Below are 24722 nucleotides of genomic sequence, written 5' to 3'. Positions count from 1 at the left end.
TCCAGGGGACGGACCGATGGAAAAATTCACCACCGTCACCGGCGTCGCCGCGCCGATGCTGATGACCAACATCAACACCGATCTGATCGCTCCCTCGCTGATGCCCGGCCGCACGCCGGATGAGGCGATCAAAATGCCGCTGCGGGAGAAGATGTTCGCCAACCTGCGCTTCACCCCGGATGGAACGGAACGCCCGGATTTCGTGCTGAACCAGCCCCGGTACAAGGACGTGCGGATCATCCTCGCCGGCCCCAACTTCGGCTGTGGCAGCTCCCGGGAAACCGCGGTCTGGTCGCTGATGGAAGCCGGCATACGCTGCGTCATCGCCCCCAGTTTCGGCGACATCTTCCACGACAACGCATTCCAGAACGGCCTGCTGCCGTTGAAGCTCGACATGGACACCATCGAACGGATCGCCGGCGCGTTGGGCCGCTCCAACGCCGCCGAGATGACCATCGACCTGAATCGAAACCAACTGCTGGTTCCCGGACTGGACCCAATCCCATTTGAACTGGCGGAAGACCGCCGGCTGCCGCTGCTGGAGGGACTCGATCAACTCAGCTTCATCCTGCGCAGCCAGGACGCGATCGATGCGTTCGAACGTGGTGATGCCGCATCACGCCCCTGGGCTTACCCCGCCTGACCGCGTGGTCCATTGACACTCGCCGCGTCCGGGCTAGAGCGTGTGACCTTGATCCAAGAGACCAATCACGCCCAAGGGACGATCAGAATGAGTGCTGCGTTGGAACCCGCTACGGCCGCCTTCGACTTGCCACCCGACCCGGTCGCGCAGGCTCGTGCGATAGTGCCCCTGTTGATCGAGGAAGCGCCGAAGATTGAAGCGCTGGGCCAGTTGACTCCAGCCGTGGTGGACGCCCTTCACGCCGGTGGCCTGTACCGCACCCTGCTGCCACGCCAGTACAACGGCTACAATGCCGGCCTGGAGACATTTGTCAGGGTCATGGAAACCCTCGCCGGGGCGGACGCCTCCACGGCGTGGTGCCTTGGCCAGGCCGTCGGTTGCTCCCTCGCCGCCGCCTACGTCGACCCACCGGTCGCGCGTGAGATCTGGGGGAACAACCGGCGCGGCGTCCTGGCCTGGGGCTTCCAAATGCAAGGCCGAGCAAAGGTCGTTCCCGGCGGCTACCGGGTGACCGGCAAATGGGGTTACGGCAGCGGCGGCCATCACGCGACCTGGATGGGCGCGCACTGCAACGTCGAACTGCCGGACGGCTCGCTGCTGAAGGACTCCAACGGTGCCCTGATCGAGCGCAGCATGTTGCTCCGCCAGGACCAGATCAACTGGACGGCCAACTGGGACGTCATCGGACTGCGCGGCACCGGCAGCGACACCTACACCCTGACCGATGTGTTCGTTCCGGAGGCGTACAGCGTCCGCCGCGACGTCGATGAGGAACGGCGCCTGCCCGAACCATTCTTCCAGTTCACCACGACCAGCGCCTATTCCTGCGGCTTCTCCGCCGTTGCTATGGGGATCGCCCGGGCGATGCTGGATGAGTTGCGCAGCCTGGCGCAGACCAAGAAGCCGTCCCACACCACAAGGACGTTGCGCGACAACCCGGTCATGCATCATCTGGTCGCCGAAAACGAAGCCAAGCTGCGGTCCGCCCGCGCCTTCGTGTTGCAATCGATCCGGGATGGCGAGGACTGCATCCAACGCACCGGCGTGCTGGACAAGGAAAACAAGATCCTGATGCGCCTGGCGACGACGTCGGCCATCGCGCGGGCCAAGGAAGTCGCCGAATTCGTCTATCATGAGGCCGGTGCGGCGGCGATTTTTGCCAGCAGCCCGTTTGACCGGAAAATCCGCGACATCCACGCCGCCGCGCAGCAGGTTCAGGCCCGTACCGGCCACATCGAGGTCTGCGGGCAATATTTCCTCGGTTACGACCCGACCGCCCGCTTTATCTGATTGATTGGAGGCATTGGTTATGAAAGTTGGCATCATCGGTCTGGGCAATATGGGCATGGGTGCCGCCCTGAACCTGCTGCACAAGGGCCACGACGTGACCGGGTGCGAACTGCGCGAGGACATCCGGGCGGCCTTCGCCGCCGAGGGCGGCAAGGTCGTGGTTTCCCCGGACGCATTGCCGACCGATCTGGAAGCCGTGGTGGTTTTCGTCATTAACGCCGCGCAAACCCAGCAGGTGCTGTTCGGCGAAAAAGGCTGCCTGGCGCGAATGGAAAAGGGTGCCGTCGTGCTGTGCTGCGCGACCGTCGCCCCGGAAGCCGCGAAGGCGCTGGGCAAACAAATCGAAGAGGCCGGTTTCCTGATGATCGACAGCCCGGTCTCCGGCGGGTCGGTTGGTGCTCGGGCTGGGACCATGACGGTGATGGGGTCGGGCTCCGAGGCCGCCTTCGCCAAGGCGGCGCCAGTCCTGGAAGCGATTTCGACCAAGGTCTGGCGCTTGGGGGATGCGATCGGCGTTGGCAGCACGGTGAAGATGGTCAACCAGTTGCTGGCCGGCGTGCACATCGCGACCGCCGCCGAGGCCCTGGCACTGGGCATCCGCGCCGGTGCCGATCCCGAGACGCTCTACAAGGTCATTTCGGAGTCGGCCGGTAGTTCATGGATGTGGCAGAACCGGGTGCCGCACATCCTGGCGGGGGATGATACGCCGCTGTCGGCGGTCAACATCTTCGTCAAAGACCTCGGAATCGTGCTGGACCAGGCTCGGTCTTTGACGTTCCCGCTTCCGATGGCGGCCGCGGCGCACCAGTTGTTTCTCGCGGCGGCGGCAAATGGCCAGGGACCGAAGGACGACTCGTTCGTGATCCGGGTTTGGGAACAACTGACCGGGATCGCTCTGCCGGAGAAGAAATGAACGTCTATGCGGCGGCGGCTGGCTGAACGCCGGGCGCCGCCGGTTTTCTTGCGGGCCGGAAATTCGCGGATCACGACGGAACCAGGTTCCGCACTCGGACGGTTCGCAAGAGCCAGAAGGCAAGTCTAGAGCGTGATCGCCCTGGGCGAAACGCCAACAGGGCGTGAATCACGCGATCAATCAAATAGTTAGAGCGCGCTGACTGTTTACAGTCAGCCTGAAAGCGCTCTAGACTCTCCGGACCCGGCACCGTGGCCCTGACGACTGGTCAATCCGTTATCCTGCCTTGAACGATCCGCCGCCCCCGGTCATCATCCGCGCATGACCGACCCACAAAAGCCGTTCCAGCGTCTGGACTACCAGGCCTCCATCGACCGTCCCAAGCTGTCGCTGCCCGGTGGCAAGCGCGTCGTCGTCTTTCTGGTGGTGAACATCGAGCGATGGGACATCGACCGCACCATGCCCCGGCAGGTGCTCAGCGCGCCGCAGGGGGCCGCGGTGATCCCCGACCTGCCGAACTGGGCCTGGCACGAGTATGGCATGCGGGTCGGCTTTTGGCGGCTGAAGGCGGCGCTGGACCTGCACGGCATCGCACCGACGCTGGCGATCAACGGCGTGGTGCCGTCTGCCTACCCCCAGGTAACGAAAGCCTGCCGTGACGCGGGGTGGGAGTTCATGGTGCACGGCCACCACCAGATGGCCACGCATCTGGTCGAGGACCAGCGCGCCATGATCCGCGAGGCCATCGCGGTGTTGCGGGACGCCGGCGGCCATGACCCGGTAGGCTGGCTCGCGCCCGGCCTGACCGAGACGCTGGACACGCCCGATCTGCTGGCGGAAGCCGGGATCAAGTATTGCGCCGACTGGGTGATCGATGACCTGCCGGCCACGATCCGCACGACGCATGGACCGATGCTGACCATGCCTTACAGCGTGGAACTGAACGACATCCCGATGATGATGATCCAGCATCATCGGGCCGAAGAACTGTTCGACCGCACGATCGCTCAGTTTGAGCGTCTGTATGAGGAATCCAACGAGCAGGGCGCCAAGGTCATGGGCCTGGCCGTGCATCCGTATATCAGCGGTGTGCCGCACCGGATCGGCTGGTTCGAGCGCGCCCTGACGCACATGGCCAGCCGTCCGGGCACGTTGTTTTGGCAGGGCCGGCAGATAATGGACTGGTATCGGAAGGCAACCGCATGAGCTTCATGGCGCGATGGGGGCTGCTGAGCCAGGCCGAACGCGACGCGGCCTACGACAATATCGCTCACGTAACCGACAGCCCCGTGCTCAATGCCGCTCGGGAACTCGCCTCGTCGGCGTTTCGCGCGGCGAACGGAATGCATCTGGACCTGCGCTATGGTAAGCGGGAGCGTAACACCTGGGATCTCTTTCCAGCGTCTGATCCGGACGCGCCGTGCATCGTGTTCATTCACGGTGGCTACTGGCAGCGCAACAGCAAGGACCAGTTCGCCAACTTGATCGCCGGCCCGCATGCGCGCGGCTGGGCGGCGGCATTGCCGGGTTACACACTGGCACCCGACGCGTCGCTGACCGAAATCGTTGCGGAAATCAATGCGGCATTGGACTGGCTGGCAGTGCATGGGCCGGCGCATGGGATCAACGGCCCGATCGTGCTGTCCGGCTGGTCGGCGGGGGGCCATCTGACGGCGATGTGCCTAGGTCATCCACTGGTGAGGGCCGGGCTGGCGATCTCGGGGATTTTCGAGTTGGGGCCGGTGCGCGACACGTATCTGAACGAGAAACTGCGGCTGACCCAGCAGGAGATCGTTTCTCTGTCGCCGATGCGATTGCCTTTGGTGGATAAGCCGCTGGCGTTTGCGTACGGGACCGGGGAATTGCCGCCGTTGATGTCGGATAGCCGGGATTTCCACGTATTGCGATCAGCGGCCCGTATGCCCGGCGCGCTGATCCCGGTGCCGAGGGCGAATCATTTCACCGTTGTGCACGAACTGCGCGATCAGGAGGGAGTTCTAACGCGGTATCTACCGTTGCTGCTGCGGTAGGACTGTCCCGTAACGATCAATCCGGCTGTGATCACCCACCGACCGAGTGATAGTATCGATTGATACCAACCGCCGTTGATGTCGACTCTCGCTTCATCACGGCCCGTCGTCAATAAATTCATCACGGTCCGTCGTCAATAAATTCGTCACGGCCCGTCGTCAATAAATTCGTCATGGCCCGGCGTCAACAAATTCGTCATGGCCCGGCGAAGTCCGGGCCATCCGCCCAGTAACGTGCTGGTTCAGAAGGCCCAAACGCCGCAGGCTCTATCCGTCGACGGAAGCCGGCCTCCACAACCCGCCCGCGCGCAAACCAAAGCGCCTGCGCCCGCCGCAACAGACTGAATCCGCAGGTGGCTAGAGCATGATCGCGCTGGGTGGAACGTCCAGGGCGCGTGAATCATGCGATCAAACAAAGCGTTAGAGCGTTTTCTCCCTGCACAGTCAGGGTGAAAACGCTCTAACGCGTCCGATTATACTGATAATCCTCACGCTCTCCGGTGCCGGCCCGCAACCCCTCCGGCAGCGGCGCCCGCGTGGCGTTCACCTTCGCATGGACGTCCAGCGCGGCCTGATCCGTCCAAAGCTCCAGCAACGCCAGCTTGTCCGGATCGAGTGCGCTCTGGAACACCTCGAACTGCTCGCATCCGGGCTCTTGCCTGACCTCCGCGCAGCGGTCGCGGAAGACCCGAGCAAGTTCCGAACCTTTCCCGGGGGCGGCGGTAATTGTGACGACAAGCCGAACTGACATCTTGGTTTCCCCTTCGTTTCGGCCCGCGGTACCGCGGGCGTCCTAACCCTCGTGCCCGGGCCGTCCGCGGCCGCTGTTCTTACCGGCCATGCTCATGTTCGTGTTCGGCCGGCCGCCCGCCGCCGGCCGAATGATACACGGGCGCCCCATGGAAACCGTGATCGGGCCCGCCGGTATGGAAGACGACGCCCGCTGCCCGCCGGCCTTCCAGATGCCGATAGACCGCGTCCGGAGCGCGGAACCAGTGGTGGTCGGGGCCCCAATAGCCCCATGCGCCACCGACAAAGATCAGCGGAAAGACCGCGCCCGCGACGAGCAGGGTTGGCGCCCCATTGTTGTAGGCGTAGCCGGGATAGATGCCGGCATAGGGATCGGGTTGTGCAACCGGGTATGCCGGCGGCGGATAGCCCGGGGGTGGGTATCCGGGGGGCGGACTCCCCGGGGGCGGGTAACCGGCGGGTGGATAGCCGGGTGGCGGATAAGCATAGCCCGGGGGAGGCGGCTGAGCATTCGCCGCGCCCAGGGGCAGAAAGATCATGCCAATAAGCACTGCGCGGCGCATCTCGAAGACCTTCCTACCAATTTGGCCGATAACCAATATGGTTGATGCATCGAAGTCAACCCGATTCCGGGTTACTGGGCTACTCCCAGGATCGCTTCCTCCACGTCCCGCAGCCGGTCCTTGCCGAAATAGATTGCATCCCCGACGAAGAAGGTGGGGGACCCGAACGCGCCCCGCGCGACGGACATGTCCGTGTTGGCGATCAGCTTCGCCTTCACCACCGGGTCCTGGGCTCGTGCCATCACGGACGCCGCGTCCAGGCCGGAGGCCGTCAGGGCGTCGCGCAGCACATCCGGCTCGTCCAACTTCTTCGGCGCCTCCCACATGTGGTGGAACATCGCGTTGACGTAGCGTTCCAGCCCGCCGTCGATCTCGGCCGCCGTGGCGCCCCGCATCAGTTGCAGCGTGTTCACCGGGAAGAAGGGGTTGCGCACGAAGCCCTCGATCCGATGGCGGCGGACAAAGCGTTCGGTTTCCAGCCGCTCGTAGTCCGGCTTGTTGCGGATGCCGGCGAATGCCTCGGCGGGGGAGCGGTTGCCGGTTGCCTTGAACACGCCGCCCAGCAAGACGGGGACGTAGCGGAAGCGCGCGCCGGTGCGGGCCTCGATCGCGGGGATGACGCGATGCGTCAGATAGGCATTTGGGCTGCCGAAATCGAAATGAAATTCCACTTGCATGGCACTTGCCTCGCCGGATGTGCGATAGGGGCGACCGCGACGGTGACAGACCCCCGGGGGATTTGGCATTGACGTCCGGCCGCTTCCTAACCAACTATCAACATCGTAGTTTCTGTACGAGTGATTGTAAAATGCAACGCAAGAGTTTCAGCACCATGCAATGCCCGATTGCCCGCGGGTTGGAGCATGTCGGCGAGTGGTGGAGCATCCTGATCCTGCGCGATGCATTCCGTGGCCTGACGCGTTTCGACGCGTTCAGTGAGAGCCTGGGTATCGCGCCCAACATGCTGACCCGGCGATTGAACGCCCTGGTTGACGCGGGATTGCTCGCTCGGCGGCAGTATAACGAACGGCCGCCGCGTGACGAATACGTTCTGACGCCGCGCGGCAAGGATTTCCGTCCGGTGCTGCTGGCGATACTGGCGTTCGGCAACAAGCATTTCCCGCCGGACGACCGGACCGTTCAGATCGTCAACACGGACAATGGCGAGACGGTCGATCCGCTGTTGCTGGATCCGGCGACCGGCCGCCGCGTCGATGGTCCAGGATATCAGGTCGTCACCACCATGCTGCAAGACGCTGCCGCGTGATCCGTGAACGCACGATCGCATGGTCCGACCCGAAGCTGACGGCCGATGCCAGCCGGGGGATGAGTGGGTTGGCATTTCTGCGTGGCATGCGGGATGGCAGTGTTCCCGGGGCGCCGATCGCGGCTTTGGTAGGGTTGTCGATCGATGCGGTGGAGGAAGGCCGTGTGGTGATGCGGCTCACGCCCGCCGAATACCATTACAATCCAATCGGCACGATGCATGGCGGAATCCTGGCGACGCTGCTGGATTCGGTGATGGGATGCGCGGTGCACGCGAGGCTGCCGGAAGGGCGGGCTTACACATCGCTGGAGATCAAGGTGAATTACGTGCGTGCCGTGACCGTCGCGTCCGGTGAACTGTCGGCCGAGGGCAACGCCGTTCATGTCGGGCGCCGGTCCGCGGTGGCGGAGGGGAAGGTGCTGGATGCCAAGGGCCGGCTGTGCGCGGCGGCCAGCACGACGTGTCTGGTGTTCGATCTGCCTGTGGAGTAGGGCCGGCGCGTTGGTGATGCGAAGCGGCCGGCGATGGCGGAAGACCCGCTACACCGCGTCGCCCGGGCCGGTTCTCAGAAGCCCGGCCTCCTGGTAGCCCACTCAAGGATGGACATTCCCACCGCCATTTGGACGAAGCCAATAACAAACGGCAGCGGAACGGCACTCGGCGCGCCGTTGGCGAGAATTGTGCCGAACACGCCGACGATGAAGGCATAGGTAACGGAGTTCACTAAAATCCGTACCAGCGGATCGAAATAATCCCGCGCGGCAAGAAAAAATGCCACAGGTGGCAATATTACTTTGATGAGCACCGACAGAATCATAACCGACCACATTGAGCTACCCCGTTGCCCTTTCGTTGCGCGTGGGTAGCACGACCCGGGCATTTTCCGATAGTGTCGCTCGCGCGGCAATCGGCCGCGTCAGCTTCGCACGCCACAGATCGGCTTTCCACGCCGGAACGGACGGTCGCTTCAACATGCAGCGAGCGACCTGAACTCACAGATGAAGGTCAGGCGATGACCACGGGGCGGAGCAAAGCAGGTTATTGGGCCGCCATGGAAGAAACCGTCGACGGTGCGTCACGCCTCTTGCGGCGTAACCCGCTCGTACAGCGCCGCCAGCGGAACCGAGATACCCACGCTGCGTAATTCCAACGCCGCGTCCGGCCCGGCGACCCATTCGAAGGTCCACCCATCACCTTGCCGCCGATAGGCGTGTGCCAGCATCTCGTCCTGGAAGATCTCGACAATCTCGTGCATACCCTCGACGGCCTGCAGGTCCGATCGCTTCTGATCCCATTGCCGTTTGTGCCGTAGCTCCGACGGGGAAACCACCTCGAACAGCACGCGAGGCTGTTTCCCGCAGCGGATCATGGCGTCCGGAATACGGGCGGTGTGACGCTGTTCGTATTGGGGGACCGCCCCGCTGCCGACTTCCGATCTGCACTCGACATGGTCACGCAGGCGGTTGCCGATCTCGCGAGCCAGGTTGCCGAGGATGACGCCATGTTCGGGACTCGGCGCCGCGTGCGCGACGATCGCACCGCGGACAAGCTCATAACGCCAGGCACTGCCGAACTCGGACTGGTCGGTCCGCAGGAATTCGTCTGCATCGAGGAACTGACTGTCGCGAGCCACTGTGTCCATGTCGCAATGCTATCACGGTCCAGACCGGTTTGCCACGATCAGCCTGCCCCGCCGGACCGTCCCATCGCGTGGCCCAAGATCGGGCGCCCCAGCATTCACGCCGACACACCAGGACCGAACGATTTGCATCGCCGGCGTGCCCAACCAAATTTGGCGCATGACAACCAGGCGGGTCCGACGTAACACCCCGCGATGACCCAGACAGCAGCCGTAATCGGCGCCGGCCCGGCCGGCCTTATGGCAGCCGAAACGCTCGCCCGAGCGGGCCAGACTGTTACGCTCTACGACCAGATGCCGTCGGTCGGGCGCAAGCTGCTCATGGCGGGGCGAGGCGGTCTGAACCTGACCCACGCCGAACCATTGCCGGTCTTCCTGTCGCGCTACGGCACCGCCCGCGCCTGGCTTGAGCCGATCATTTCCAACTTCCCGCCCGAGGCAGTGATCGGCTGGTGCAACGGCCTGGAACAGCCGACGTTTACCGGTTCCAGCGCGCGCGTCTTCCCGGCCACGATGAAATCCTCGCCCTTGCTTCGCGCCTGGCTGCGCCGGTTGGCAGACCAGGGGGCGAGGCTTCGGGTCAGGCATCGCTGGGCCGGCTGGGATGCGGAGCGAAACCTCTGTTTTCACACCCCAAACGGCGTGGTGCTTGACCGTCCGGACGTGACCATCCTCGCGCTCGGCGGCGCATCATGGCCGCGGCTCGGTTCCGATGCCGGCTGGACTGCCTATTTGCCCGGCCTGCTGACCCCTTTCCAGCCAGCCAATTGCGGCTTCCGGGTCGATTGGTCGCCGCATTTCCGCACGCGCTTCGCCGGTCGTCCCCTGAAACGTCTCGCGATCAGGTTCGGGCCCGATATCGTCCGAGGCGAGGCGCTGATCACCGAAGCCGGCATCGAAGGCGGCATCATCTACGCCCTGTCCGCTCGATTGCGCGACACCATCCAGGCCGAGGGCATGGCGATCATCAACGTCGATCTGCGCCCCGACCTGACCCAAGCCGCTTTGGAGGACCGCCTCGGCGGCCCGCGCCGCAGCCAGTCGCTGGCGAACACCCTCCGCAAACAGGCCGGCCTGTCACCGGACGCCATCGGCCTTGTGCAGGAGGCGCTGCATGGTGGCGCCACGCCCGACACTATGCCGCAATTGATAAAATCCCTGCCGATCCGCCTCATCGCGCCGGCATCGATCCAGCGGGCAATATCCTCCGCCGGCGGCCTGCGGGCGGATGCCCTGGACGCGTCGCTGATGCTGCGCGATCGCCCGGGCGTCTTCGCCGCCGGGGAGATGCTGGACTGGGAAGCCCCGACCGGCGGTTACCTGCTGCAAGCCTGCTTCAGCACCGGCGTCGCGGCCGCCGGTGGCGCGCTTGCATGGCTGGAAAGCCGCGCCTGAGGGCCAAACGGGTTGCACAAGACGAAGTGTTCGTCCAAATCAGCGCCACGGAACGCACGACAATCGGGAGCAAACATGTCCGCCAGCAGGCCACGCACCCTTTTCGACAAGATCTGGGACAGCCACGTCGTTGAAAAACTTCCCGATGGCACCTGCATCCTTTACATCGACCGGCACCTTCTGCACGAGGTCACCAGCCCGCAGGCGTTCGAAGGATTGCGCCTCGCCGGCCGCAAACTGCGCCGTCCGGACCTGACTATCGCCGTGGCGGACCACAATATCCCGACCGTCGGATCCCGCATTCCCACAGACATCAAGGAAGACGAGTCCCGCATCCAGGTGCAGACGCTGGAGAAGAATGTCGTCGAGTTCGGCGTTCCCTACATCCCGATCCTGGATGCCAGACAGGGCATCGTGCACATCATCGGGCCGGAACTGGGCCTGTCTGTGCCGGGCACGACCATCGTGTGCGGCGACAGCCACACCTCGACCCATGGCGCGATGGGCGCGCTGGCGTTCGGCATCGGCACGTCGGAGGTGGAGCACGTGATGGCCACCCAGACGCTGTTGCAGAAGCCGGCCAAGAACCTGCGGATCGACGTGTCCGGCACGCTGGGCTTCGGCTGTTCGGCCAAGGACATCGTGCTGGCGATCATCGGCAAGATCACCACCGCCGGCGGCAACGGCCATGTCATCGAATACACTGGCGACACGATCCGGGCGCTGGATATGGCCGGCCGCTGCACCGTCAGCAACATGTCGATCGAGGCAGGAGCCCGAGCCGGCCTGATCGCCCCGGACCAGACGACGTTCGACTACGTCAAGGGCCGCGAGTTCGCCCCCAAGGGTGAGGCGTTCGAGCAGGCCGTCGCCTACTGGAAGACGCTACCGAGCGATGAGGGCGCGCACTACGATACCGTGGTGAAACTGACCACGGCCGAGATCGCGCCGATGGTCACCTGGGGCACCACCCCCGGCCAGGTCGTGCCGGTCACCGGCATCGTACCCGATCCGTCAATTGAGGCCGATGAGGGCAAGCGCTCGCAGTTGAACCGGATGCTGGAATACATGGGTCTGGTACCCGGCCAGCGCATGCAGGACCTGGGCATCGACGTCGTGTTCATCGGCTCCTGCACCAACGGCCGGATCGAGGACATCCGCGCCGCCGCCGCCGTCGCCAAGGGCCGCCGCTTGGCGGACGGCGTGCAGGCGCTGGTCGTCCCTGGCTCCGGCCTGGTGAAGAAACAGGCCGAGGAAGAGGGCCTGGACCGTGTTTTGCTGGAAGCCGGCTTCGAGTGGCGGGACCCGTGCTGCTCCATGTGCCTCGGCATGAACCCGGACAAGCTGACCCCGGGCCAACGCTGCGCCAGCACATCGAACCGCAACTTCGAGGGCCGTCAGGGCCAGGGCGGCCGCACCCACCTGCTGTCCCCCGCAATGGCCGCCGCCGCCGCGGTCACCGGCCGGCTGACCGACGTCCGGCAGTTGGTGTAGAAGCCAATGTCGTCTGCTTTCACAGCGGTCGAAGATGACGTGCCGGTCCAGACACGCCCTGTGAGGGTGGCCGAAGAAAGCACAGCGGGTCCATCGCATTCCGTCATGGCGGGCGAAGGCCCGCCATCCACGCCTTGCGGTGTCGGTTTCGGGAAAGGCGTGGATGACAGGCCTACGCCTGCCATGACGGAATGGGGCGACGGTATTCTTGTTGAATGGCTGCATTACCAGCAGAACCTAAAACAACGTCGGATACAAATCCTCCCAGTCCGGGTTCATCGCTTCGACCAGCCGCACCTTCCAGGCACGTGGCCAATTCTTGATGTTCTTTTCCCGCTGGATCGCAGGCATGATCTCGTCGTGCCGCTCAAACCAGATCAGCCGTTTCAACCCATACCGACGCGTGAAGCCTTCGACGCAGCCGATGCGGTGTTCGTAGGCCCGACGCACGATGTCCGCCGTCACGCCCACGTACAAAGTGCCGTGCTTTCGGTTCGACATGATGTAGACAAAACCGCCGCGCATGCCGACAAGCATGCGGTAGATATCTTAACAACAGGTGTAGTACCAATCGGCGTTGATACCGCCTCCTCGGTCCGTCCCCGCCCCCTCCGTCATGCCGACGAAGGTCGGCATCCACGCCTCTCGTATGCGAGAACAAAGGCGTGGATGGCCAGCCTTCGCCCGCCAGGACGGTTGCACGATGATGCCGATAGGTTAACGACAAAGCCGTCTAGTATGAGATACACCGTTCGCCAAACGCCAGCGCCGCGGCAAGGCGTAGATGCCGACCTCCGTCGGCATGACGACTGGACGTTGGCAGCCACCAAGTCGCTACAAAGCCATACACCCTAGGGCAGGGAACTCATCCATGGACGCCTTCACCACTCTGACCGCCGTTGCCGCACCGATGCCGATGCAGAACATCGACACCGACAAGATCATCCCGGCGCGCTTCCTCAAGACCATCAAGCGCTCCGGCCTGGGCGTGCACCTGTTCGATCCGCTGCGCTTCGACAAGGACGGCAACGAAAAGCCGGACTTCATCCTCAACCAGGAACCGTTCCGCAAAGCCGAGGTCATCATCGCACATGAGAACTTCGGCTGTGGCAGTTCGCGCGAACACGCCCCCTGGGCGCTGCTCGACTTCGGCATCCGCTGCATTATCGCGCCGGACTTCGCCGATATTTTCTACAACAACAGCTTCAAGAACGGCATCCTGCCGATCCGCCTGCCGCGCGCCGTCTGCGATCAGTTGATCGACGACACCAAGCTCGGCGGCAACGCCCGTGTCACCATCGACCTCGCCCGCCAGGTGGTGATCCGCCCGAACGGCGAGGAAATCGGCTTCGAAATTGATCCGTTCCGGAAGCATTTGTTGTTGAACGGGCTGGACGATATCGGGCAGACCCTACAGCACGGCACCCAGATCGATGGCTATGAGGCCGAACGCCGCCAGACACAGCCATGGCTGCCGACCACCATCGCCTAGACCATTGCTTGAAAGCGTGACCCGCCCGTTTTGACCCCGCGATCGCGCTGTAACCCAAGGACACGCCCCGATGCCCGCCAACAAGAACCTTCTCATCCTGCCTGGTGACGGCATCGGCCCCGAGGTCATGCGCGAGGTCCGCCGGGTCATCGATTGGATGGACCGCCGTCGCATGGTGACATTCAACGTCTCCGACGATCATGCCGGCGGCTCCGCCATCGACACCTACGGCACGCCCATCACCGACGAAACCATGGAAAAGGCCAAGGCCGCCGACGCCATCCTGTTCGGCTCCGTCGGCGGTCCGAAATGGGACAAGCTGGGCTTCCAGCTTCGGCCGGAGATCGCCATCCTGCGTTTGCGCAAGGAACTCGACCTGTTCGCCAACCTGCGTCCCGCGATCGTGCTGGACCCGTTGGTGGATGCCTCCACGCTGAAGGCGGATGTTATCCGCGGACTCGACATCATGATCGTCCGCGAAAGCACCGGCGGCATCTATTTCGGCGAACCGCGCGGCGTCGAGTCCCTGCCCGACGGCCAGAAGCGCGGCTTCGACACCGAAACCTACACCACCAGTGAAATCGAGCGGGTGTCCCGCATCGCGTTCGAACTCGCCCGCAAGCGCCAGAATCGTGTGTGCAGCGTCGAGAAAGCCAACGTGATGCAATCCGGCCTGTTCTGGCGCCAGACCGTCACGGCGTTGCAGGCACGGGAGTTCCCGGACGTCGAACTCAGCCACATGTATGCTGACAACTGCGCCATGCAGCTTGTCCGCAACCCGAGACAGTTCGACGTGATCGTGACGTCGAACCTGTTCGGCGATCTGCTATCCGACCTGGCCTCGATGCTGACGGGCAGCCTCGGCATGCTGCCGTCCGCCACGCTGGGGGCTATCCAGCCCTCCGGCAAGCGGCATGCGCTGTATGAGCCGATCCACGGCAGCGCCCCCGACATCGCCGGCAAGGGCATCGCCAACCCCCTCGCGCAGATCATGAGTTTTGCCATGCTGCTGCGCCACTCCTTCGGCATGGAGGAAGACGCCGCGCTGATCGAGAAAGCCTGCGTCAACGTCCTGAGGAACGGCCTGCGCACCGCCGACATCATGGCCCCTGGCAGCGCCAGGGTCGGCACCGGCGTGATGGGCGAATCCATCCTGCGGGAGCTGGATAAACTGGCCGCGTAACGGACCTCGGGTGCATTCGGGCTTCTGGGGGAGGGGGCCGAATTGTGATTGGCCGCCCAACCCCTATGATCGCCGCATCACGCAATCCAGGGGAAACAGCCATGACCGTCACCAACGTCGCGCGCCAAAAGCTGGAGCAGGGGCAGTTGTCCCTCGGCGTCGGTATCCGCACCACGCGGAGCGTAGAAATCGCCAAGATGATGGCGACCGCCGGGTTCGACTGGCTGTTCCTGGACATGGAACATGGCACCATGTCGCTGGACGCCTGCGCCCAGATCTCGGCCGCCGCCCTGGATGCCGGCATCGCCCCGATCGCCCGCGTGCCCAACGGCCAGTACTCGATCGCCACGCGGGCGCTGGACAACGGCGCGATGGGCATCGTCATGCCGCATGTCGATACCGCCGCCGAAGCCCGCGAAGTCGTCGAGAAGCTGAAATATCCGCCGATCGGTCACCGCTCGGTCGGTGGCTGGGGACCGCATCATCAACTGGCCAAACTCAGCACCGGTGAGGCGGTGAAAGCCCTGAACGCCGCCAACCTGACCGTGGTGATGCTGGAAACCCCCACCGCCATCGCCAATGCCGCCGAGATAGCGGCTGTTCCCGGCGTGGATGTGCTGCTGATCGGATCAAACGATTTGTGCGCCGAGATGGGCATCCCGGGTGATTTCGGCAACGATCGCCTCGCCGACGCCTATGGCAAGATGATCGCCGCCTGCGAGAAGACCGGCAAATTCCCCGGCATGGCCGGCATCTACAATGAGGCGATCATGCCCCGCTACATCGCGATGGGGGCGAGGTTCATCCTGTCCGGCCAGGACGCGTCATTCATGATGGCGGCGGCGCAGTCCCGCACCGGCTTCCTTCGGAAGACGCTGGGGACATAAAAGACCCATATAAAGGCGGGGTTACGCCGCGCCCGCGCAAGGTTTAGGCTCCGGCCTCCAAACCTGCCCAGGAGCAACCATGGCCCCGCCCCCGCCCTTCGGAGCGAACTCCGCCGCCGCCCGTGACATCGCCAACGTGCTGCATCCGTATACCGACCTTGAAGCGCACCAGCAGGTCGGGCCGGTGGTGATCTCCCACGGCAAGGGCGTCCGCGTGTGGGACGAAGCCGGCAAGGAATACATCGAATCCGTCGCCGGCCTGTGGTGCGCCTCGCTGGGCTTCGACAACGAACGCCTGGTGCAGGCCGCCGCCGACCAGATGCGCAAGCTGCCCTTCTACCACGCCTTCACCGCCAAGTCGCACGAACCGATGATCGACCTGGCGGAGATGCTGATCGCCCGAGCACCCGTGCCCATGGCGAAGGTGTTCTTCGCCAACTCCGGGTCCGAGGCCAACGACTCCGCCATCAAGATGGTCTGGTATCTCAACAACGCGCTGGGCCGGCCGATGAAGAAGAAGATCATCGGCCGCCTGAAGGGCTACCACGGCATCACCATCGGGTCGGCGTCACTGACCGGCCTGCCCGCCAACCACCGCAGCTTCGACGTGCCGCTGCCCGGCTTCGTCCACACCATGACGCCGCATTTCTACCACGGCGCGCTGCCCGGCGAATCGGAGGACGCATTCGCCACGCGCTGCGCCGACGAACTGGAAAAGTTGATCCTGGCCGAGGGTCCGGACAACGTAGCCGCCATGTGGGCCGAACCGATCATGGGCGCCGGCGGCGTGATTCTGCCCCCGCGCGGCTACTTCCCCAAGATCCAGGCCGTGCTGCGCAAATACGATGTGCTGCTGGTCGCCGACGAGGTCATCTGCGGCTTCTGGCGCACCGGTAACTACTGGGGCAGCCAGACGCTCGACATCCAGCCCGACATCCTGGTTTGCGCCAAGGCGCTGTCGGCATCCTATCTGCCGATCAGCGCGGTCATGGTGAACGACAAGGTGTTCCAGGCACTGGCGCAAGAAAGCCACGCGATCGGCACGTTCGGCCACGGCTTCACCTACTCCGGCCATCCGGTTCCGGCCGCCGTGGCGATCGAGACACTGAAGATCTACGACGAAATGGAGATCGGCGCCCATGTTGGGATCGTCGGCCCCTACCTGCAGAGCGAACTCCGCCGCCGCTTCGCCGACCGCCCGATCGTGGGCGAGGTGCGCGGCACCGGCCTGATCGCCGCCGTGGAACTAGTCGCCGACAAGGCCAAGGTCACCAACTTCGATCCGTCGGCCAAAGTCGGACCCCGCCTGACCAAGCTGTGCGAGGAGTTCGGGGTCATCGGCAGAGCCGCCGTCAACGACTGCCTGTGCTTCAGCCCGCCGCTGATCATCTCCAAGGAAGAGATCGACGAAATGCTGACCCGCATCGAAAAGGCACTGGACGAACTGACGGTGCAACTGCGCCGGGAGCAGATTGCCGTCGTGAGTTAAGGGAAGGCCAGGGCTCTGCCCTGGACCCGCAAAGGGGGCGACGCCCCCTTTGATCCCATTGGTGGGTGTGTGGTCGGGAGGGGGCAACTCGGTGGTTGCAACCGTCTCGGTCGCCCCCTCCCGACCACACACCCAGTCCGGGGTTCCAAGGGCCGTCGGCCCTTGGCGGGGTCGAGGGGCGGAGCCCCCGTCTTTCTTACCTCACGCCGCCAACTGCTGCTCGAAGCGGCGGCGGCGCCATTGCAGTAGCTTCCAGGCGACTTTGGTGGCGCCGGTGGACAGCCGTCCGCGGGGGGGCAGGCCGACGGATTTCAGGATCATGCCAGTGCCGCGTTCGATGTGGCGGTAGCGGTAGAAGCCCATCGCGCTGGCCATGTAGGCGGCGGTGCAGCGGTCGTGCCGGTAGGCCTGTGATTCAGGCTCGTTTCCGCAGTGGTAGGCGTAGGCCAGTTCGTCGTCTTCCGATTCGCCGATTCGGCCCAGGGCGATGCGCAACCGCCTGACCACACCGAGGTTCTCGCGCGCCAGGTAGCGGCGCATGTGGTCGTAGAACAGCTTGAAGTGGCGGTATTCGTCTGCGGCGATCAGTTTGCAGACCTGCTTCAGCACCGGTTCCGACGTCGCCTCGGCCAGCGCGGTGTAGTAGCTGGACGTCCCGGTTTCCACCATACAGCGGGCGATCAGTTCGCCGGTGCGCGACCCGCGGATCGAGGCATCGGCATCGGTCTTGATCGCATAACCGGCTCGGTATCGCTCGAAGGCCGGGGCGAAATGCCAGGTCGGATCGGCCAGTTCGGCCCATTTTGCCAGGGCGTCGCCGTGCTGCACCTCTTCCTCGGCCCAGTAGTCGGCGGCGTTGCGGAAGTCGGGGTCGTCGTGGAACACGCCGCCCAGATACAGCGCGTAGTCCTTGCCGTTGCGCTCCACCATCGCCGCGGCCTTCACCAGCGGGATCAGCGCGGGGTCGACCGAAGCGGGATCGAACCGGTCCCAGGCAACATCTTCGATCCGCCAGTGTTTCATTGCGATGTCATGCTCACTGATAGAAGCGGGACAAGGGAATCAGGCTTTAACCCCGCCATGCACCATATAGGAATACCGTAGCCCGGACAAAACCACGCGCCGGTGTGGACAGCAAAAAGGCCGGGTGTGTTGCGACCCGGCCTTTGCTTATCCAAGCGGGAAGGGGGTTCAGCCCGCCGCTTCGACCATGGCCCGAGCGGATTGGATGGCGTCGAGGGCGGAGTCCTCGGCGGCAATGTCACGCTTGTCGGCGGCCTCGTAGGCGGCTTCCGCCTCGGTCAGCAGGCGGGTGGCTTCGGCCTTGTTGACCTCGGCCAGCGGGATCGCCTTGTTGGCCAGGACGGTGCAGCGTTCCTGGGTGATCTCGGCGAAACCGCCGTCGACGAACAACTGTTCCGTCACCTTGTCGCCGTCATAGAGGTCGATCGTGCCACCGCGCAGCATCACGATCATCGGCGAGTGGCCTTCCAGCACGCCCATATCGCCCTCGGACGCCGGGATCACCACCATATCCACGGGACGGGACAGCAGCAGCTTCTCCGGGCTGACGATTTCGAGTTTGGTCGGCATAGGCTGCGTCCTGCTGTTTCTGTCGGCGCCGTCGTTGCGCGGATGGCCGGGACGGGCCCGGCCATGACGGGGGTAGTTAAGCGTTCGCCTTCAGTGTCTCGGCCTTGGCGACGGCTTCCTCGATGGTGCCGACCATGTAGAACGCGGCTTCCGGCAGGTGGTCGTATTCGCCGGCGCAGATCGCTTTGAAGCTGCGCACCGTGTCGGCCACCGGCACCAGCTTGCCGGGAAAGCCGGTGAACACTTCCGCCACATGGAACGGCTGCGACAGGAAGCGCTGGATCTTGCGGGCGCGTGCGACGATCAGCTTGTCCTCTTCGGACAACTCGTCCATGCCCAGAATGGCGATGATGTCCTGCAACGACTTGTAGGTCTGCAGGATGCGCTGTGTCTCGCGCGCCACCAGGTAATGTTCCTCACCGACGATCCGCGGGTCCAGCGACCGCGATGTCGAGTCGAGCGGATCGACCGCCGGGTAGATGCCCAGCTCAGCGATCTGCCGGTTCAGCACCGTCGTCGCGTCCAAGTGGGCGAACGACGTTGCCGGCGCCGGGTCGGTCAAGTCGTCGGCCGGCACGTAGATCGCCTGCACCGAGGTGATCGAGCCCTTGTTGGTGGAGGTAATACGTTCCTGCATCGCGCCCATGTCGGTCGCCAGGGTCGGCTGATAGCCCACCGCGGACGGGATGCGGCCCAGCAGAGCGGACACTTCCGCGCCCGCCTGGGTGAAGCGGAAGATGTTGTCCACGAAGAACAGCACGTCCTGGCCTTCTTCATCGCGGAAATACTCGGCCATGGTCAGGCCGGACAGGCCGACGCGGGCGCGGGCGCCCGGCGGCTCATTCATCTGGCCGTACATCAGCGCCACCTTGGAACCTTCGATCAGGTTGTGGTTGTCGTCCATCTTGATGACGCCGGCGTCGATCATTTCGTGGTAAAGGTCGTTGCCCTCGCGGGTGCGCTCACCCACGCCGGCGAACACCGACACGCCACCGTGCGCCTTGGCGATGTTGTTGATCAGCTCTTGAATCAGCACCGTCTTGCCCACGCCGGCGCCGCCGAACAGGCCGACCTTGCCACCCTTCAGGTAGGGGCACAGCAGATCCACGACCTTGATGCCGGTCACCAGGATCTCGGCCGAAGTTGCCTGTTCCTCGAACGACGGCGCCTCGCGGTGGATCGGCATGCGCTTGGTGGTGTTGACCGGACCCTTTTCGTCGATCGGCTCACCGATGACGTTCAGGATGCGGCCCAGTGTCTCCGGCCCGACCGGCACCGAGATCGGCGCGCCGGTGTCGGTGACTTCCTGGCCGCGGATCATGCCATCGGTGCTGTCCATCGCGATGCAGCGCACGGTGCGCTCACCCAGTTCCTGCGCCACTTCCAGCACCAGGGTGCGGTTTTCGATCTTGCAGAGCAGCGCGTTCTGAATGAACGGCAGTTCGCCGTCGAATTGGACGTCCACGACGGCCCCAAGGACCTGGGTCACCCGACCGACGATATTGCTTGCCATGAGTTCGGTTCCTTCGAATTTCGTCAGAGATCAGACGGCTTCAGCGCCGGAGATGATCTCGATCAGTTCCTTGGTGATGTTCGCCTGGCGGGCTCGGTTGTAGTTCTGGCTCAGCCGCTTGATCATGTCGCCGGCGTTGCGGGTCGCGTTGTCCATCGCGGTCATGCGCGCGCCGTGTTCACCGGCGGCGCTTTCCAGCAAGGCCCGATACATCTGGATCGCCAGCGCCTGCGGCAGCAGTTTCGCCAGGATGGTTTCCTCATCCGGCTCGAACTCATAGGTCGCGCCGCCGAGGTCGGTGGTTTCACCTTCGGGCGGCGGCGGGGCCGGGATGATCTGCTGTTCGGTGACCACCTGGGCGATCACCGACTGGAAGCGGTTGTAGACCAGCGTCGCGGAGTCGAGTTCCCCGGCCGCCAGCATCGCGGTGACCCGTTCGCCGATTTCCTGCGCATCGGTGAAATCGATGCGGCGTTTTCCGGCGTAGGAGATGTCGCCGACGATCCGGCTGGACAGCTCGCGGCGCAGGTAGTCACGCCCCTTGCGCCCGACCGCCAGGATCTTGACCGTCTTGCCCTCCGATTCGAGCCGCCGAGCGAGGTTGCGGGTGGCTCGGCCGATCTGGCTGTTGAAGGCGCCGGCCAGGCCGCGGTCGGCGGTGACCGCGATCAGCAGATGCACCTTGTCCGCCCCGGTTCCCACCAGCAGCGGCGGTGCGGTGGGCGAACCGGCGACTGACGCCGCCAGTGCCCGCAGCATGCGGTCCATCCGTTCGGCATACGGACGCGCCGCCTCGGCTTGCTGCTGGGCGCGACGCAGCTTCGAAGCCGCCACCATCTTCATGGCGGAGGTGATCTTCTGCGTCGACTTCACGCTGTTGATGCGTGTCCGGAGTGCCTTCAGACTGGGCATTGGTTCGGGACTTTAGCTGAAGGATTTCGCGAAGGCGTCGAGGAAGGCGATCAGGCTCTTCTCGGTCGCCGGCTTGATCTCCAGATCGGTGCGGATCGCTTCGAGGATCGACGGCTCCTTCGCCTTCAGTTCGGTGATGAACTGCGCCTCGAACCGGCCGATCCGGCCGATGTCAATCTTGTCGAGATAGCCGCGGACGCCGGCGAAAATCGCCACAACCTGCTCCTCGATCGGCAGCGGGTTGTACTGTGGCTGCTTCAGCAGTTCGGTCAGCCGCGAGCCGCGCGCCAGCAGTTGCTGGGTCGAGGCATCGAGGTCGGATGCGAACTGCGCGAACGCCGCCATCTCACGGTATTGGGCCAGTTCCAGCTTGATGCGGCCGGCGACCTGCTTCATCGCCTTCACCTGGGCGGCGGAGCCGACCCGGGACACCGACAGGCCGACGTTCACCGCCGGGCGGATGCCGCGGAAGAACAGTTCGGTCTCCAGGAAGATCTGGCCGTCGGTGATGGAAATCACGTTGGTCGGGATGTAGGCGGACACGTCGCCGGCCTGCGTCTCGATCACCGGCAGCGCGGTCAGCGACCCGGCGCCGAGGCTGTCGTTCATCTTCGCGGCGCGTTCCAGCAGGCGGGAGTGCAGGTAGAACACGTCGCCGGGATAGGCTTCGCGGCCCGGCGGACGGCGCAGCAGCAGCGACATCTGGCGATAGGCGACGGCCTGCTTCGACAGATCGTCGTAGAAGATGACGGCGTGCTGGGCGTTGTCGCGGAAATACTCGCCCATGGTGCAGCCGGTGTACGGCGCCAGGAATTGCAGCGGCGCCGGGTCCGACGCGGTCGCGGCGACGACGATGGAGTATTGCATCGCGCCGTTCTCTTCCAGCGTGCGCACAAGCTGCGCCACGGTGGACCGCTTCTGGCCGATGGCGACGTAGATGCAGATCAGCGCCTTCTTTGGATCGCCCGACGCGTTGCCGGCCTTCTGGTTGATGATCGTATCGATGATCACCGCCGTCTTGCCGGTCTGACGGTCGCCGATGATCAGTTCCCGCTGGCCGCGGCCAACGGGGATCAGTGCGTCGATCGCCTTCAGGCCGGTCTGCATCGGCTCATGCACCGACTTGCGCGGAATGATGCCGGGGGCCTTGACCTCGACTCGGCTCATTTTCGCACCGATGATCGGGCCCTTGCCGTCGATCGGATTGCCCAGCCCGTCGACCACGCGGCCCAGCAGGCCGGTTCCGACCGGGACTTCCACGATCGAGCCGGTGCGGGAGACGGTGTCGCCTTCGCGGATCTGCTTGTCGTCGCCGAAGATCACGATGCCGACGTTGTCGGTTTCCAGGTTCAGCGCCATGCCGCGCAGGCCGGCCCCGGGGAACTCGACCATCTCACCGGACATCACGTTCTGCAGGCCGAACACGCGGGCGATCCCGTCGCCGACCGACAGGACCTGGCCTGTTTCGGCGACATTGGCTTCGGTATCGAACGCGGCGATCTGCTTCTTCAAGATCTCCGAGATCTCGGCTGGGCGGATCTCCATATTAGGCGGCTCCCTTCATGGCGTACTGCAAACGTTGCAGCCGGGATTTCAAACTGGTGTCGTAGAGGCGGGCGCCGATCCGGACGATCAGGCCGCCAAGCAGGTCGGGTTCGACCCGCTCATCGATGTTGACGTTGCCATAGCCGGCCTCGATCAGGCGGGCGCGAAGCTGCTGGCGCTGCACGTCGTTCAGGGGATGCGCCGAGGCGACATGGGCGGTGACGATGCCGCGCCGTTCGGCCACCAGGGCGGCGAAGGCGCTGACGATGCCGCGCAGTTCGCGCAGGCGGCGGTTGACCGAGATGACGCCGACGAAGTCGCGGACTTCCTTGCCGAAGCCCTCATTCGTCAGCACCGCCTGGGCGGCGCTGGTGGCGGTCTTCACATCGATCAGGGGCGATTCCAGCAGGCGGCGGAAATCGGCGCTGGCATCGATCAGCTTGCCGAGACCTTCCATCTGCGACACGACCGTGTCGAGCGCGTGGTTGTCGTCGGCATGCGCGTACAGCGCGGCGGCGTAGCGGTCGGTCAGACCGCCGCCGGACGAGATTGTCGTAGCCTGAGAAGCCACGTTTGTTTCCATATGTTGGCCCAGCCCTGACGGGGCGCGGGCGAGTAGGGGGACCGGCCGGCCAAACCGGCGCCGGGCGTCTAGCATGGGGTATAGGGGCACGCAACATGCACACCCCAGCTTTATGACCTTTTCTCCATTCGCCAGCGGCCGAGCGGCCGGTAGCCCGCGGTTCTTGACGCACCATGGCGGCGCCGTCAATCTTACAGGACGTTCATCTGGATCGTCCGCATGACACTCAGCCGCTCCACTCGCGTCAACATTCTGATCGGCAACGGACACTTCCTTTCCCACTTCTATGTGCTGTGCCTGCCGCCGATGTTTTTGGTCTGGCAGCATGCGTTCCATGTCAGCTTCGCCGAACTCGGCATGACCATCATGCTGATGTCCGGGACGACGGCGATATTGCAGACTCCGGTGGGATTCCTGGTGGACAAGTATGGTGCCCGGCCGTTCCTGATCGGCGGGGCGCTGCTGATGTCGCTGTCGATCGCGGCGATGGGGCTGGCGACCCAGTTCTGGCAAATTCTGGTGCTGGCGACGCTGTCCGGCGTGGGCAATTCCGTCATCCATCCCTCTGATTACGCGATCCTGTCCGGATCGGTGGACAAGGACCGGATGGGGCGGTCGTTCGCGCTGCACACGTTCAGCGGCAATCTGGGGTTCTCGGCCGGGCCACCGGTGGCGGCGTTCCTGATGCTGGCGATGGGTTGGCGCGGCACGCTACTGACCGTCGGGCTGCTGGGCGTGCCGGTGGTGCTGTCGATCGTGCTGCAAAGCCGCATCCTGAGCGACCAGGTGAAGGAGGTGGCGCACGACGCGGTCCGCATGTCGGCGCGCGACCTGCTGACCAGCCGCACCATGATCTTGTTCTTCATGTTCTTCATGCTGGGCGCGATGGCCGGCGGCGGCGTCCAGTCCTGGCTGGTAACGGTGCTGCATAACCTGAAGGGGATCGGCCTGGCGGTCGCGGCGACGGCGTTGACCGCCTATATGCTGGGATCGACCAGTGGCGTGCTTGTGGGCGGCTGGTTTGCCGACACGTTCAAGCGGCACGTGCTGCCGTTCGTGACCGGACTGACCATTTTGTCGGCGCTGCTGATCCTGGGGGTGAACTGGCTGAACGTGCCGGTGATGGTGATCGTCGGCATGACCTTCCTGTCCGGCCTGGCGCTGGGTGCCAGCCGCACCCCGCGCGACGTGATGGTGAAGGATGCCGCGCCACCGGGGCAGATCGGCAAGGTGTTCGGGTTCGTCAGCGCCGGCTTGCCGCTGGGCAGCGCGGTCACGCCAGTGCCGTTCGGTATGCTGATCGACCGGGGACATCCCGAATTGGTGTTGGTGCTGGTCGCGGTGATCCTGCTGCTCAGCCTGTTCTGCGCCGGGTCCGCCCGCGTATCCGCTCGGGCCGAGGAAGCGGTGGCGCTGCCGGCGGAGTAGACTTCCAAAAAGGGCACCTTTTCGCGATGTGAGGGCGCAAATTTTTTCGTGACGGGCGATCCGATCGCGGACGCATTAATGGTTTCTTCATTCCTGTCGCCGATCATTGGTGT

General features: G+C 64.4%; 26 protein-coding genes. 14 read left to right on the top strand and 12 right to left on the bottom strand.

Annotated elements, in window-relative coordinates:
• Positions 1-16 precede the first annotated feature (16 nt).
• The 5 genes from leuD (GSQ89_RS02880) (at position 17) to GSQ89_RS02860 (ending at position 4876) form a co-directional block, all read left to right on the top strand.
• Positions 17-643 carry a 3-isopropylmalate dehydratase small subunit gene (gene leuD / locus GSQ89_RS02880; protein WP_158921811.1) on the top strand — a complete coding sequence of 209 codons (627 nt, stop codon included), beginning with the start codon at positions 17-19 and terminating at the stop codon, positions 641-643.
• Between the two features lie 87 nt (positions 644-730).
• On the top strand, positions 731-1933 hold the full coding sequence (locus tag GSQ89_RS02875) for an acyl-CoA dehydrogenase family protein (RefSeq protein ID WP_158921809.1): 1203 nt from the start codon (positions 731-733) through the stop codon (positions 1931-1933).
• Between the two features lie 19 nt (positions 1934-1952).
• Positions 1953-2846, top strand: a complete 894-nt coding sequence (gene ltnD, locus GSQ89_RS02870; protein ID WP_216855982.1) for an L-threonate dehydrogenase — start codon at positions 1953-1955, stop codon at positions 2844-2846.
• 321 nt (positions 2847-3167) lie between these two features.
• Positions 3168-4052, top strand: coding sequence for a polysaccharide deacetylase family protein (locus GSQ89_RS02865; RefSeq protein ID WP_158921805.1), 885 nt, complete (start codon positions 3168-3170; stop codon positions 4050-4052).
• A complete protein-coding gene (locus GSQ89_RS02860) occupies positions 4049-4876 on the top strand; it encodes an alpha/beta hydrolase (RefSeq protein WP_158921803.1) in 828 nt (275 codons plus the stop codon). The genes GSQ89_RS02865 and GSQ89_RS02860 overlap by 4 nt, the downstream gene beginning before the upstream one ends.
• A 460-nt stretch (positions 4877-5336) precedes the next feature.
• Here GSQ89_RS02860 and GSQ89_RS02855 read toward each other — a convergent pair whose 3' ends face one another.
• From GSQ89_RS02855 to GSQ89_RS02845, 3 genes are all read right to left on the bottom strand, one after another.
• The gene (locus tag GSQ89_RS02855) at positions 5337-5627 is read right to left on the bottom strand and encodes a putative quinol monooxygenase (protein WP_158921801.1); all 291 of its coding nucleotides are present in this window, start codon (positions 5625-5627) and stop codon (positions 5337-5339) included.
• A gap of 79 nt (positions 5628-5706) precedes the next feature.
• A complete protein-coding gene (locus GSQ89_RS02850) occupies positions 5707-6189 on the bottom strand; it encodes a hypothetical protein (RefSeq protein ID WP_158921799.1) in 483 nt (160 codons plus the stop codon).
• Positions 6190-6260: 71 nt separating this feature from the next.
• Positions 6261-6866: a 2-hydroxychromene-2-carboxylate isomerase gene (locus tag GSQ89_RS02845; protein ID WP_158921796.1), complete on the bottom strand. Its 606-nt coding sequence runs from the start codon at positions 6864-6866 to the stop codon at positions 6261-6263.
• 131 nt (positions 6867-6997) lie between these two features.
• Here GSQ89_RS02845 and GSQ89_RS02840 point away from each other — a divergent pair, with 131 nt between their 5' ends.
• Positions 6998-7456, top strand: coding sequence for a helix-turn-helix domain-containing protein (locus GSQ89_RS02840; RefSeq protein WP_158921794.1), 459 nt, complete (start codon positions 6998-7000; stop codon positions 7454-7456).
• A complete protein-coding gene (locus GSQ89_RS02835) occupies positions 7453-7947 on the top strand; it encodes a PaaI family thioesterase (RefSeq protein ID WP_216855980.1) in 495 nt (164 codons plus the stop codon). The genes GSQ89_RS02840 and GSQ89_RS02835 overlap by 4 nt, the downstream gene beginning before the upstream one ends.
• A gap of 74 nt (positions 7948-8021) precedes the next feature.
• Here GSQ89_RS02835 and GSQ89_RS02830 read toward each other — a convergent pair whose 3' ends face one another.
• Positions 8022-8273, bottom strand: a complete 252-nt coding sequence (locus tag GSQ89_RS02830; RefSeq protein WP_158921792.1) for a hypothetical protein — start codon at positions 8271-8273, stop codon at positions 8022-8024.
• Between the two features lie 258 nt (positions 8274-8531).
• Entirely contained in the window at positions 8532-9098 is a 567-nt protein-coding gene (locus GSQ89_RS02825) for a Uma2 family endonuclease (RefSeq protein WP_158921790.1), read from the bottom strand.
• A gap of 192 nt (positions 9099-9290) precedes the next feature.
• Between GSQ89_RS02825 and GSQ89_RS02820 the strand changes: the two genes are divergently transcribed.
• Both GSQ89_RS02820 and leuC read left to right on the top strand, forming a co-directional pair.
• Positions 9291-10490 carry a TIGR03862 family flavoprotein gene (locus GSQ89_RS02820; RefSeq protein ID WP_158921788.1) on the top strand — a complete coding sequence of 400 codons (1200 nt, stop codon included), beginning with the start codon at positions 9291-9293 and terminating at the stop codon, positions 10488-10490.
• A 75-nt stretch (positions 10491-10565) separates the two neighbouring features.
• Positions 10566-11984: a 3-isopropylmalate dehydratase large subunit gene (gene leuC, locus GSQ89_RS02815; protein ID WP_158921786.1), complete on the top strand. Its 1419-nt coding sequence runs from the start codon at positions 10566-10568 to the stop codon at positions 11982-11984.
• A gap of 237 nt (positions 11985-12221) precedes the next feature.
• On the opposite strand, the gene GSQ89_RS02810 is transcribed toward leuC, so the two are convergent.
• Positions 12222-12521 carry a GIY-YIG nuclease family protein gene (locus tag GSQ89_RS02810; RefSeq protein WP_254073048.1) on the bottom strand — a complete coding sequence of 100 codons (300 nt, stop codon included), beginning with the start codon at positions 12519-12521 and terminating at the stop codon, positions 12222-12224.
• 334 nt (positions 12522-12855) lie between these two features.
• Between GSQ89_RS02810 and leuD (GSQ89_RS02805) the strand changes: the two genes are divergently transcribed.
• The 4 genes from leuD (GSQ89_RS02805) (at position 12856) to GSQ89_RS02790 (ending at position 17035) form a co-directional block, all read left to right on the top strand.
• The gene (gene leuD, locus GSQ89_RS02805) at positions 12856-13476 is read left to right on the top strand and encodes a 3-isopropylmalate dehydratase small subunit (RefSeq protein WP_158921784.1); all 621 of its coding nucleotides are present in this window, start codon (positions 12856-12858) and stop codon (positions 13474-13476) included.
• Between the two features lie 70 nt (positions 13477-13546).
• Positions 13547-14659, top strand: a complete 1113-nt coding sequence (gene leuB, locus GSQ89_RS02800) for a 3-isopropylmalate dehydrogenase (protein ID WP_158921782.1) — start codon at positions 13547-13549, stop codon at positions 14657-14659.
• A 101-nt stretch (positions 14660-14760) separates the two neighbouring features.
• Complete coding sequence (locus tag GSQ89_RS02795) at positions 14761-15546, top strand: HpcH/HpaI aldolase/citrate lyase family protein (RefSeq protein ID WP_158921780.1); 786 nt, start codon at positions 14761-14763, stop codon at positions 15544-15546.
• A 79-nt stretch (positions 15547-15625) separates the two neighbouring features.
• Complete coding sequence (locus GSQ89_RS02790; RefSeq protein WP_158921778.1) at positions 15626-17035, top strand: aspartate aminotransferase family protein; 1410 nt, start codon at positions 15626-15628, stop codon at positions 17033-17035.
• 201 nt (positions 17036-17236) lie between these two features.
• On the opposite strand, the gene GSQ89_RS02785 is transcribed toward GSQ89_RS02790, so the two are convergent.
• The 6 genes from GSQ89_RS02785 to GSQ89_RS02760 all read right to left on the bottom strand — a co-directional run bounded on the left by GSQ89_RS02785 (position 17237) and on the right by GSQ89_RS02760 (position 23181).
• A complete protein-coding gene (locus GSQ89_RS02785; RefSeq protein ID WP_158921776.1) occupies positions 17237-18058 on the bottom strand; it encodes an acyl-ACP desaturase in 822 nt (273 codons plus the stop codon).
• 168 nt (positions 18059-18226) lie between these two features.
• Positions 18227-18628, bottom strand: a complete 402-nt coding sequence (gene atpC / locus GSQ89_RS02780) for an ATP synthase F1 subunit epsilon (RefSeq protein WP_158921774.1) — start codon at positions 18626-18628, stop codon at positions 18227-18229.
• A gap of 76 nt (positions 18629-18704) precedes the next feature.
• On the bottom strand, positions 18705-20141 hold the full coding sequence (gene atpD / locus GSQ89_RS02775; RefSeq protein WP_158921772.1) for a F0F1 ATP synthase subunit beta: 1437 nt from the start codon (positions 20139-20141) through the stop codon (positions 18705-18707).
• Positions 20142-20171: 30 nt separating this feature from the next.
• Positions 20172-21053, bottom strand: a complete 882-nt coding sequence (locus GSQ89_RS02770; RefSeq protein ID WP_158921770.1) for a F0F1 ATP synthase subunit gamma — start codon at positions 21051-21053, stop codon at positions 20172-20174.
• Between the two features lie 12 nt (positions 21054-21065).
• Entirely contained in the window at positions 21066-22598 is a 1533-nt protein-coding gene (gene atpA, locus GSQ89_RS02765) for a F0F1 ATP synthase subunit alpha (RefSeq protein WP_158921768.1), read from the bottom strand.
• 1 nt (position 22599) lies between these two features.
• Positions 22600-23181, bottom strand: coding sequence for a F0F1 ATP synthase subunit delta (locus GSQ89_RS02760; RefSeq protein ID WP_158921766.1), 582 nt, complete (start codon positions 23179-23181; stop codon positions 22600-22602).
• Between the two features lie 219 nt (positions 23182-23400).
• Between GSQ89_RS02760 and GSQ89_RS02755 the strand changes: the two genes are divergently transcribed.
• On the top strand, positions 23401-24609 hold the full coding sequence (locus tag GSQ89_RS02755; RefSeq protein WP_158921764.1) for an MFS transporter: 1209 nt from the start codon (positions 23401-23403) through the stop codon (positions 24607-24609).
• The last annotated feature ends 113 nt before the right edge of the window (positions 24610-24722 follow it).

This window comes from Acidisphaera sp. S103, assembly GCF_009765975.1.
In the GTDB taxonomy this organism is placed as follows: domain Bacteria; phylum Pseudomonadota; class Alphaproteobacteria; order Acetobacterales; family Acetobacteraceae; genus Rhodopila.
This window is presented reverse-complemented; position numbering and strand designations above follow the sequence as displayed.

Excerpts from the sequence above, each read along its gene's own strand:
- leuD (WP_158921811.1), top strand. The coding sequence starts at position 17 with ATGGAAAAATTCACCACCGTCACCGGCGTCGCCGCGCCGATGCTGATG.
- GSQ89_RS02875 (WP_158921809.1), top strand. The coding sequence starts at position 731 with ATGAGTGCTGCGTTGGAACCCGCTACGGCCGCCTTCGACTTGCCACCC.
- ltnD (WP_216855982.1), top strand. The coding sequence starts at position 1,953 with ATGAAAGTTGGCATCATCGGTCTGGGCAATATGGGCATGGGTGCCGCC.
- GSQ89_RS02865 (WP_158921805.1), top strand. The coding sequence starts at position 3,168 with ATGACCGACCCACAAAAGCCGTTCCAGCGTCTGGACTACCAGGCCTCC.
- GSQ89_RS02860 (WP_158921803.1), top strand. The coding sequence starts at position 4,049 with ATGAGCTTCATGGCGCGATGGGGGCTGCTGAGCCAGGCCGAACGCGAC.
- GSQ89_RS02855 (WP_158921801.1), bottom strand. The coding sequence starts at position 5,627 with ATGTCAGTTCGGCTTGTCGTCACAATTACCGCCGCCCCCGGGAAAGGT.
- GSQ89_RS02850 (WP_158921799.1), bottom strand. The coding sequence starts at position 6,189 with ATGCGCCGCGCAGTGCTTATTGGCATGATCTTTCTGCCCCTGGGCGCG.
- GSQ89_RS02845 (WP_158921796.1), bottom strand. The coding sequence starts at position 6,866 with ATGCAAGTGGAATTTCATTTCGATTTCGGCAGCCCAAATGCCTATCTG.
- GSQ89_RS02840 (WP_158921794.1), top strand. The coding sequence starts at position 6,998 with ATGCAACGCAAGAGTTTCAGCACCATGCAATGCCCGATTGCCCGCGGG.
- GSQ89_RS02830 (WP_158921792.1), bottom strand. The coding sequence starts at position 8,273 with ATGATTCTGTCGGTGCTCATCAAAGTAATATTGCCACCTGTGGCATTT.
- GSQ89_RS02825 (WP_158921790.1), bottom strand. The coding sequence starts at position 9,098 with ATGGACACAGTGGCTCGCGACAGTCAGTTCCTCGATGCAGACGAATTC.
- GSQ89_RS02820 (WP_158921788.1), top strand. The coding sequence starts at position 9,291 with ATGACCCAGACAGCAGCCGTAATCGGCGCCGGCCCGGCCGGCCTTATG.
- leuC (WP_158921786.1), top strand. The coding sequence starts at position 10,566 with ATGTCCGCCAGCAGGCCACGCACCCTTTTCGACAAGATCTGGGACAGC.
- GSQ89_RS02810 (WP_254073048.1), bottom strand. The coding sequence starts at position 12,521 with ATGCTTGTCGGCATGCGCGGCGGTTTTGTCTACATCATGTCGAACCGA.
- leuD (WP_158921784.1), top strand. The coding sequence starts at position 12,856 with ATGGACGCCTTCACCACTCTGACCGCCGTTGCCGCACCGATGCCGATG.
- leuB (WP_158921782.1), top strand. The coding sequence starts at position 13,547 with ATGCCCGCCAACAAGAACCTTCTCATCCTGCCTGGTGACGGCATCGGC.
- GSQ89_RS02795 (WP_158921780.1), top strand. The coding sequence starts at position 14,761 with ATGACCGTCACCAACGTCGCGCGCCAAAAGCTGGAGCAGGGGCAGTTG.
- GSQ89_RS02790 (WP_158921778.1), top strand. The coding sequence starts at position 15,626 with ATGGCCCCGCCCCCGCCCTTCGGAGCGAACTCCGCCGCCGCCCGTGAC.
- GSQ89_RS02785 (WP_158921776.1), bottom strand. The coding sequence starts at position 18,058 with ATGAAACACTGGCGGATCGAAGATGTTGCCTGGGACCGGTTCGATCCC.
- atpC (WP_158921774.1), bottom strand. The coding sequence starts at position 18,628 with ATGCCGACCAAACTCGAAATCGTCAGCCCGGAGAAGCTGCTGCTGTCC.
- atpD (WP_158921772.1), bottom strand. The coding sequence starts at position 20,141 with ATGGCAAGCAATATCGTCGGTCGGGTGACCCAGGTCCTTGGGGCCGTC.
- GSQ89_RS02770 (WP_158921770.1), bottom strand. The coding sequence starts at position 21,053 with ATGCCCAGTCTGAAGGCACTCCGGACACGCATCAACAGCGTGAAGTCG.
- atpA (WP_158921768.1), bottom strand. The coding sequence starts at position 22,598 with ATGGAGATCCGCCCAGCCGAGATCTCGGAGATCTTGAAGAAGCAGATC.
- GSQ89_RS02760 (WP_158921766.1), bottom strand. The coding sequence starts at position 23,181 with ATGGAAACAAACGTGGCTTCTCAGGCTACGACAATCTCGTCCGGCGGC.
- GSQ89_RS02755 (WP_158921764.1), top strand. The coding sequence starts at position 23,401 with ATGACACTCAGCCGCTCCACTCGCGTCAACATTCTGATCGGCAACGGA.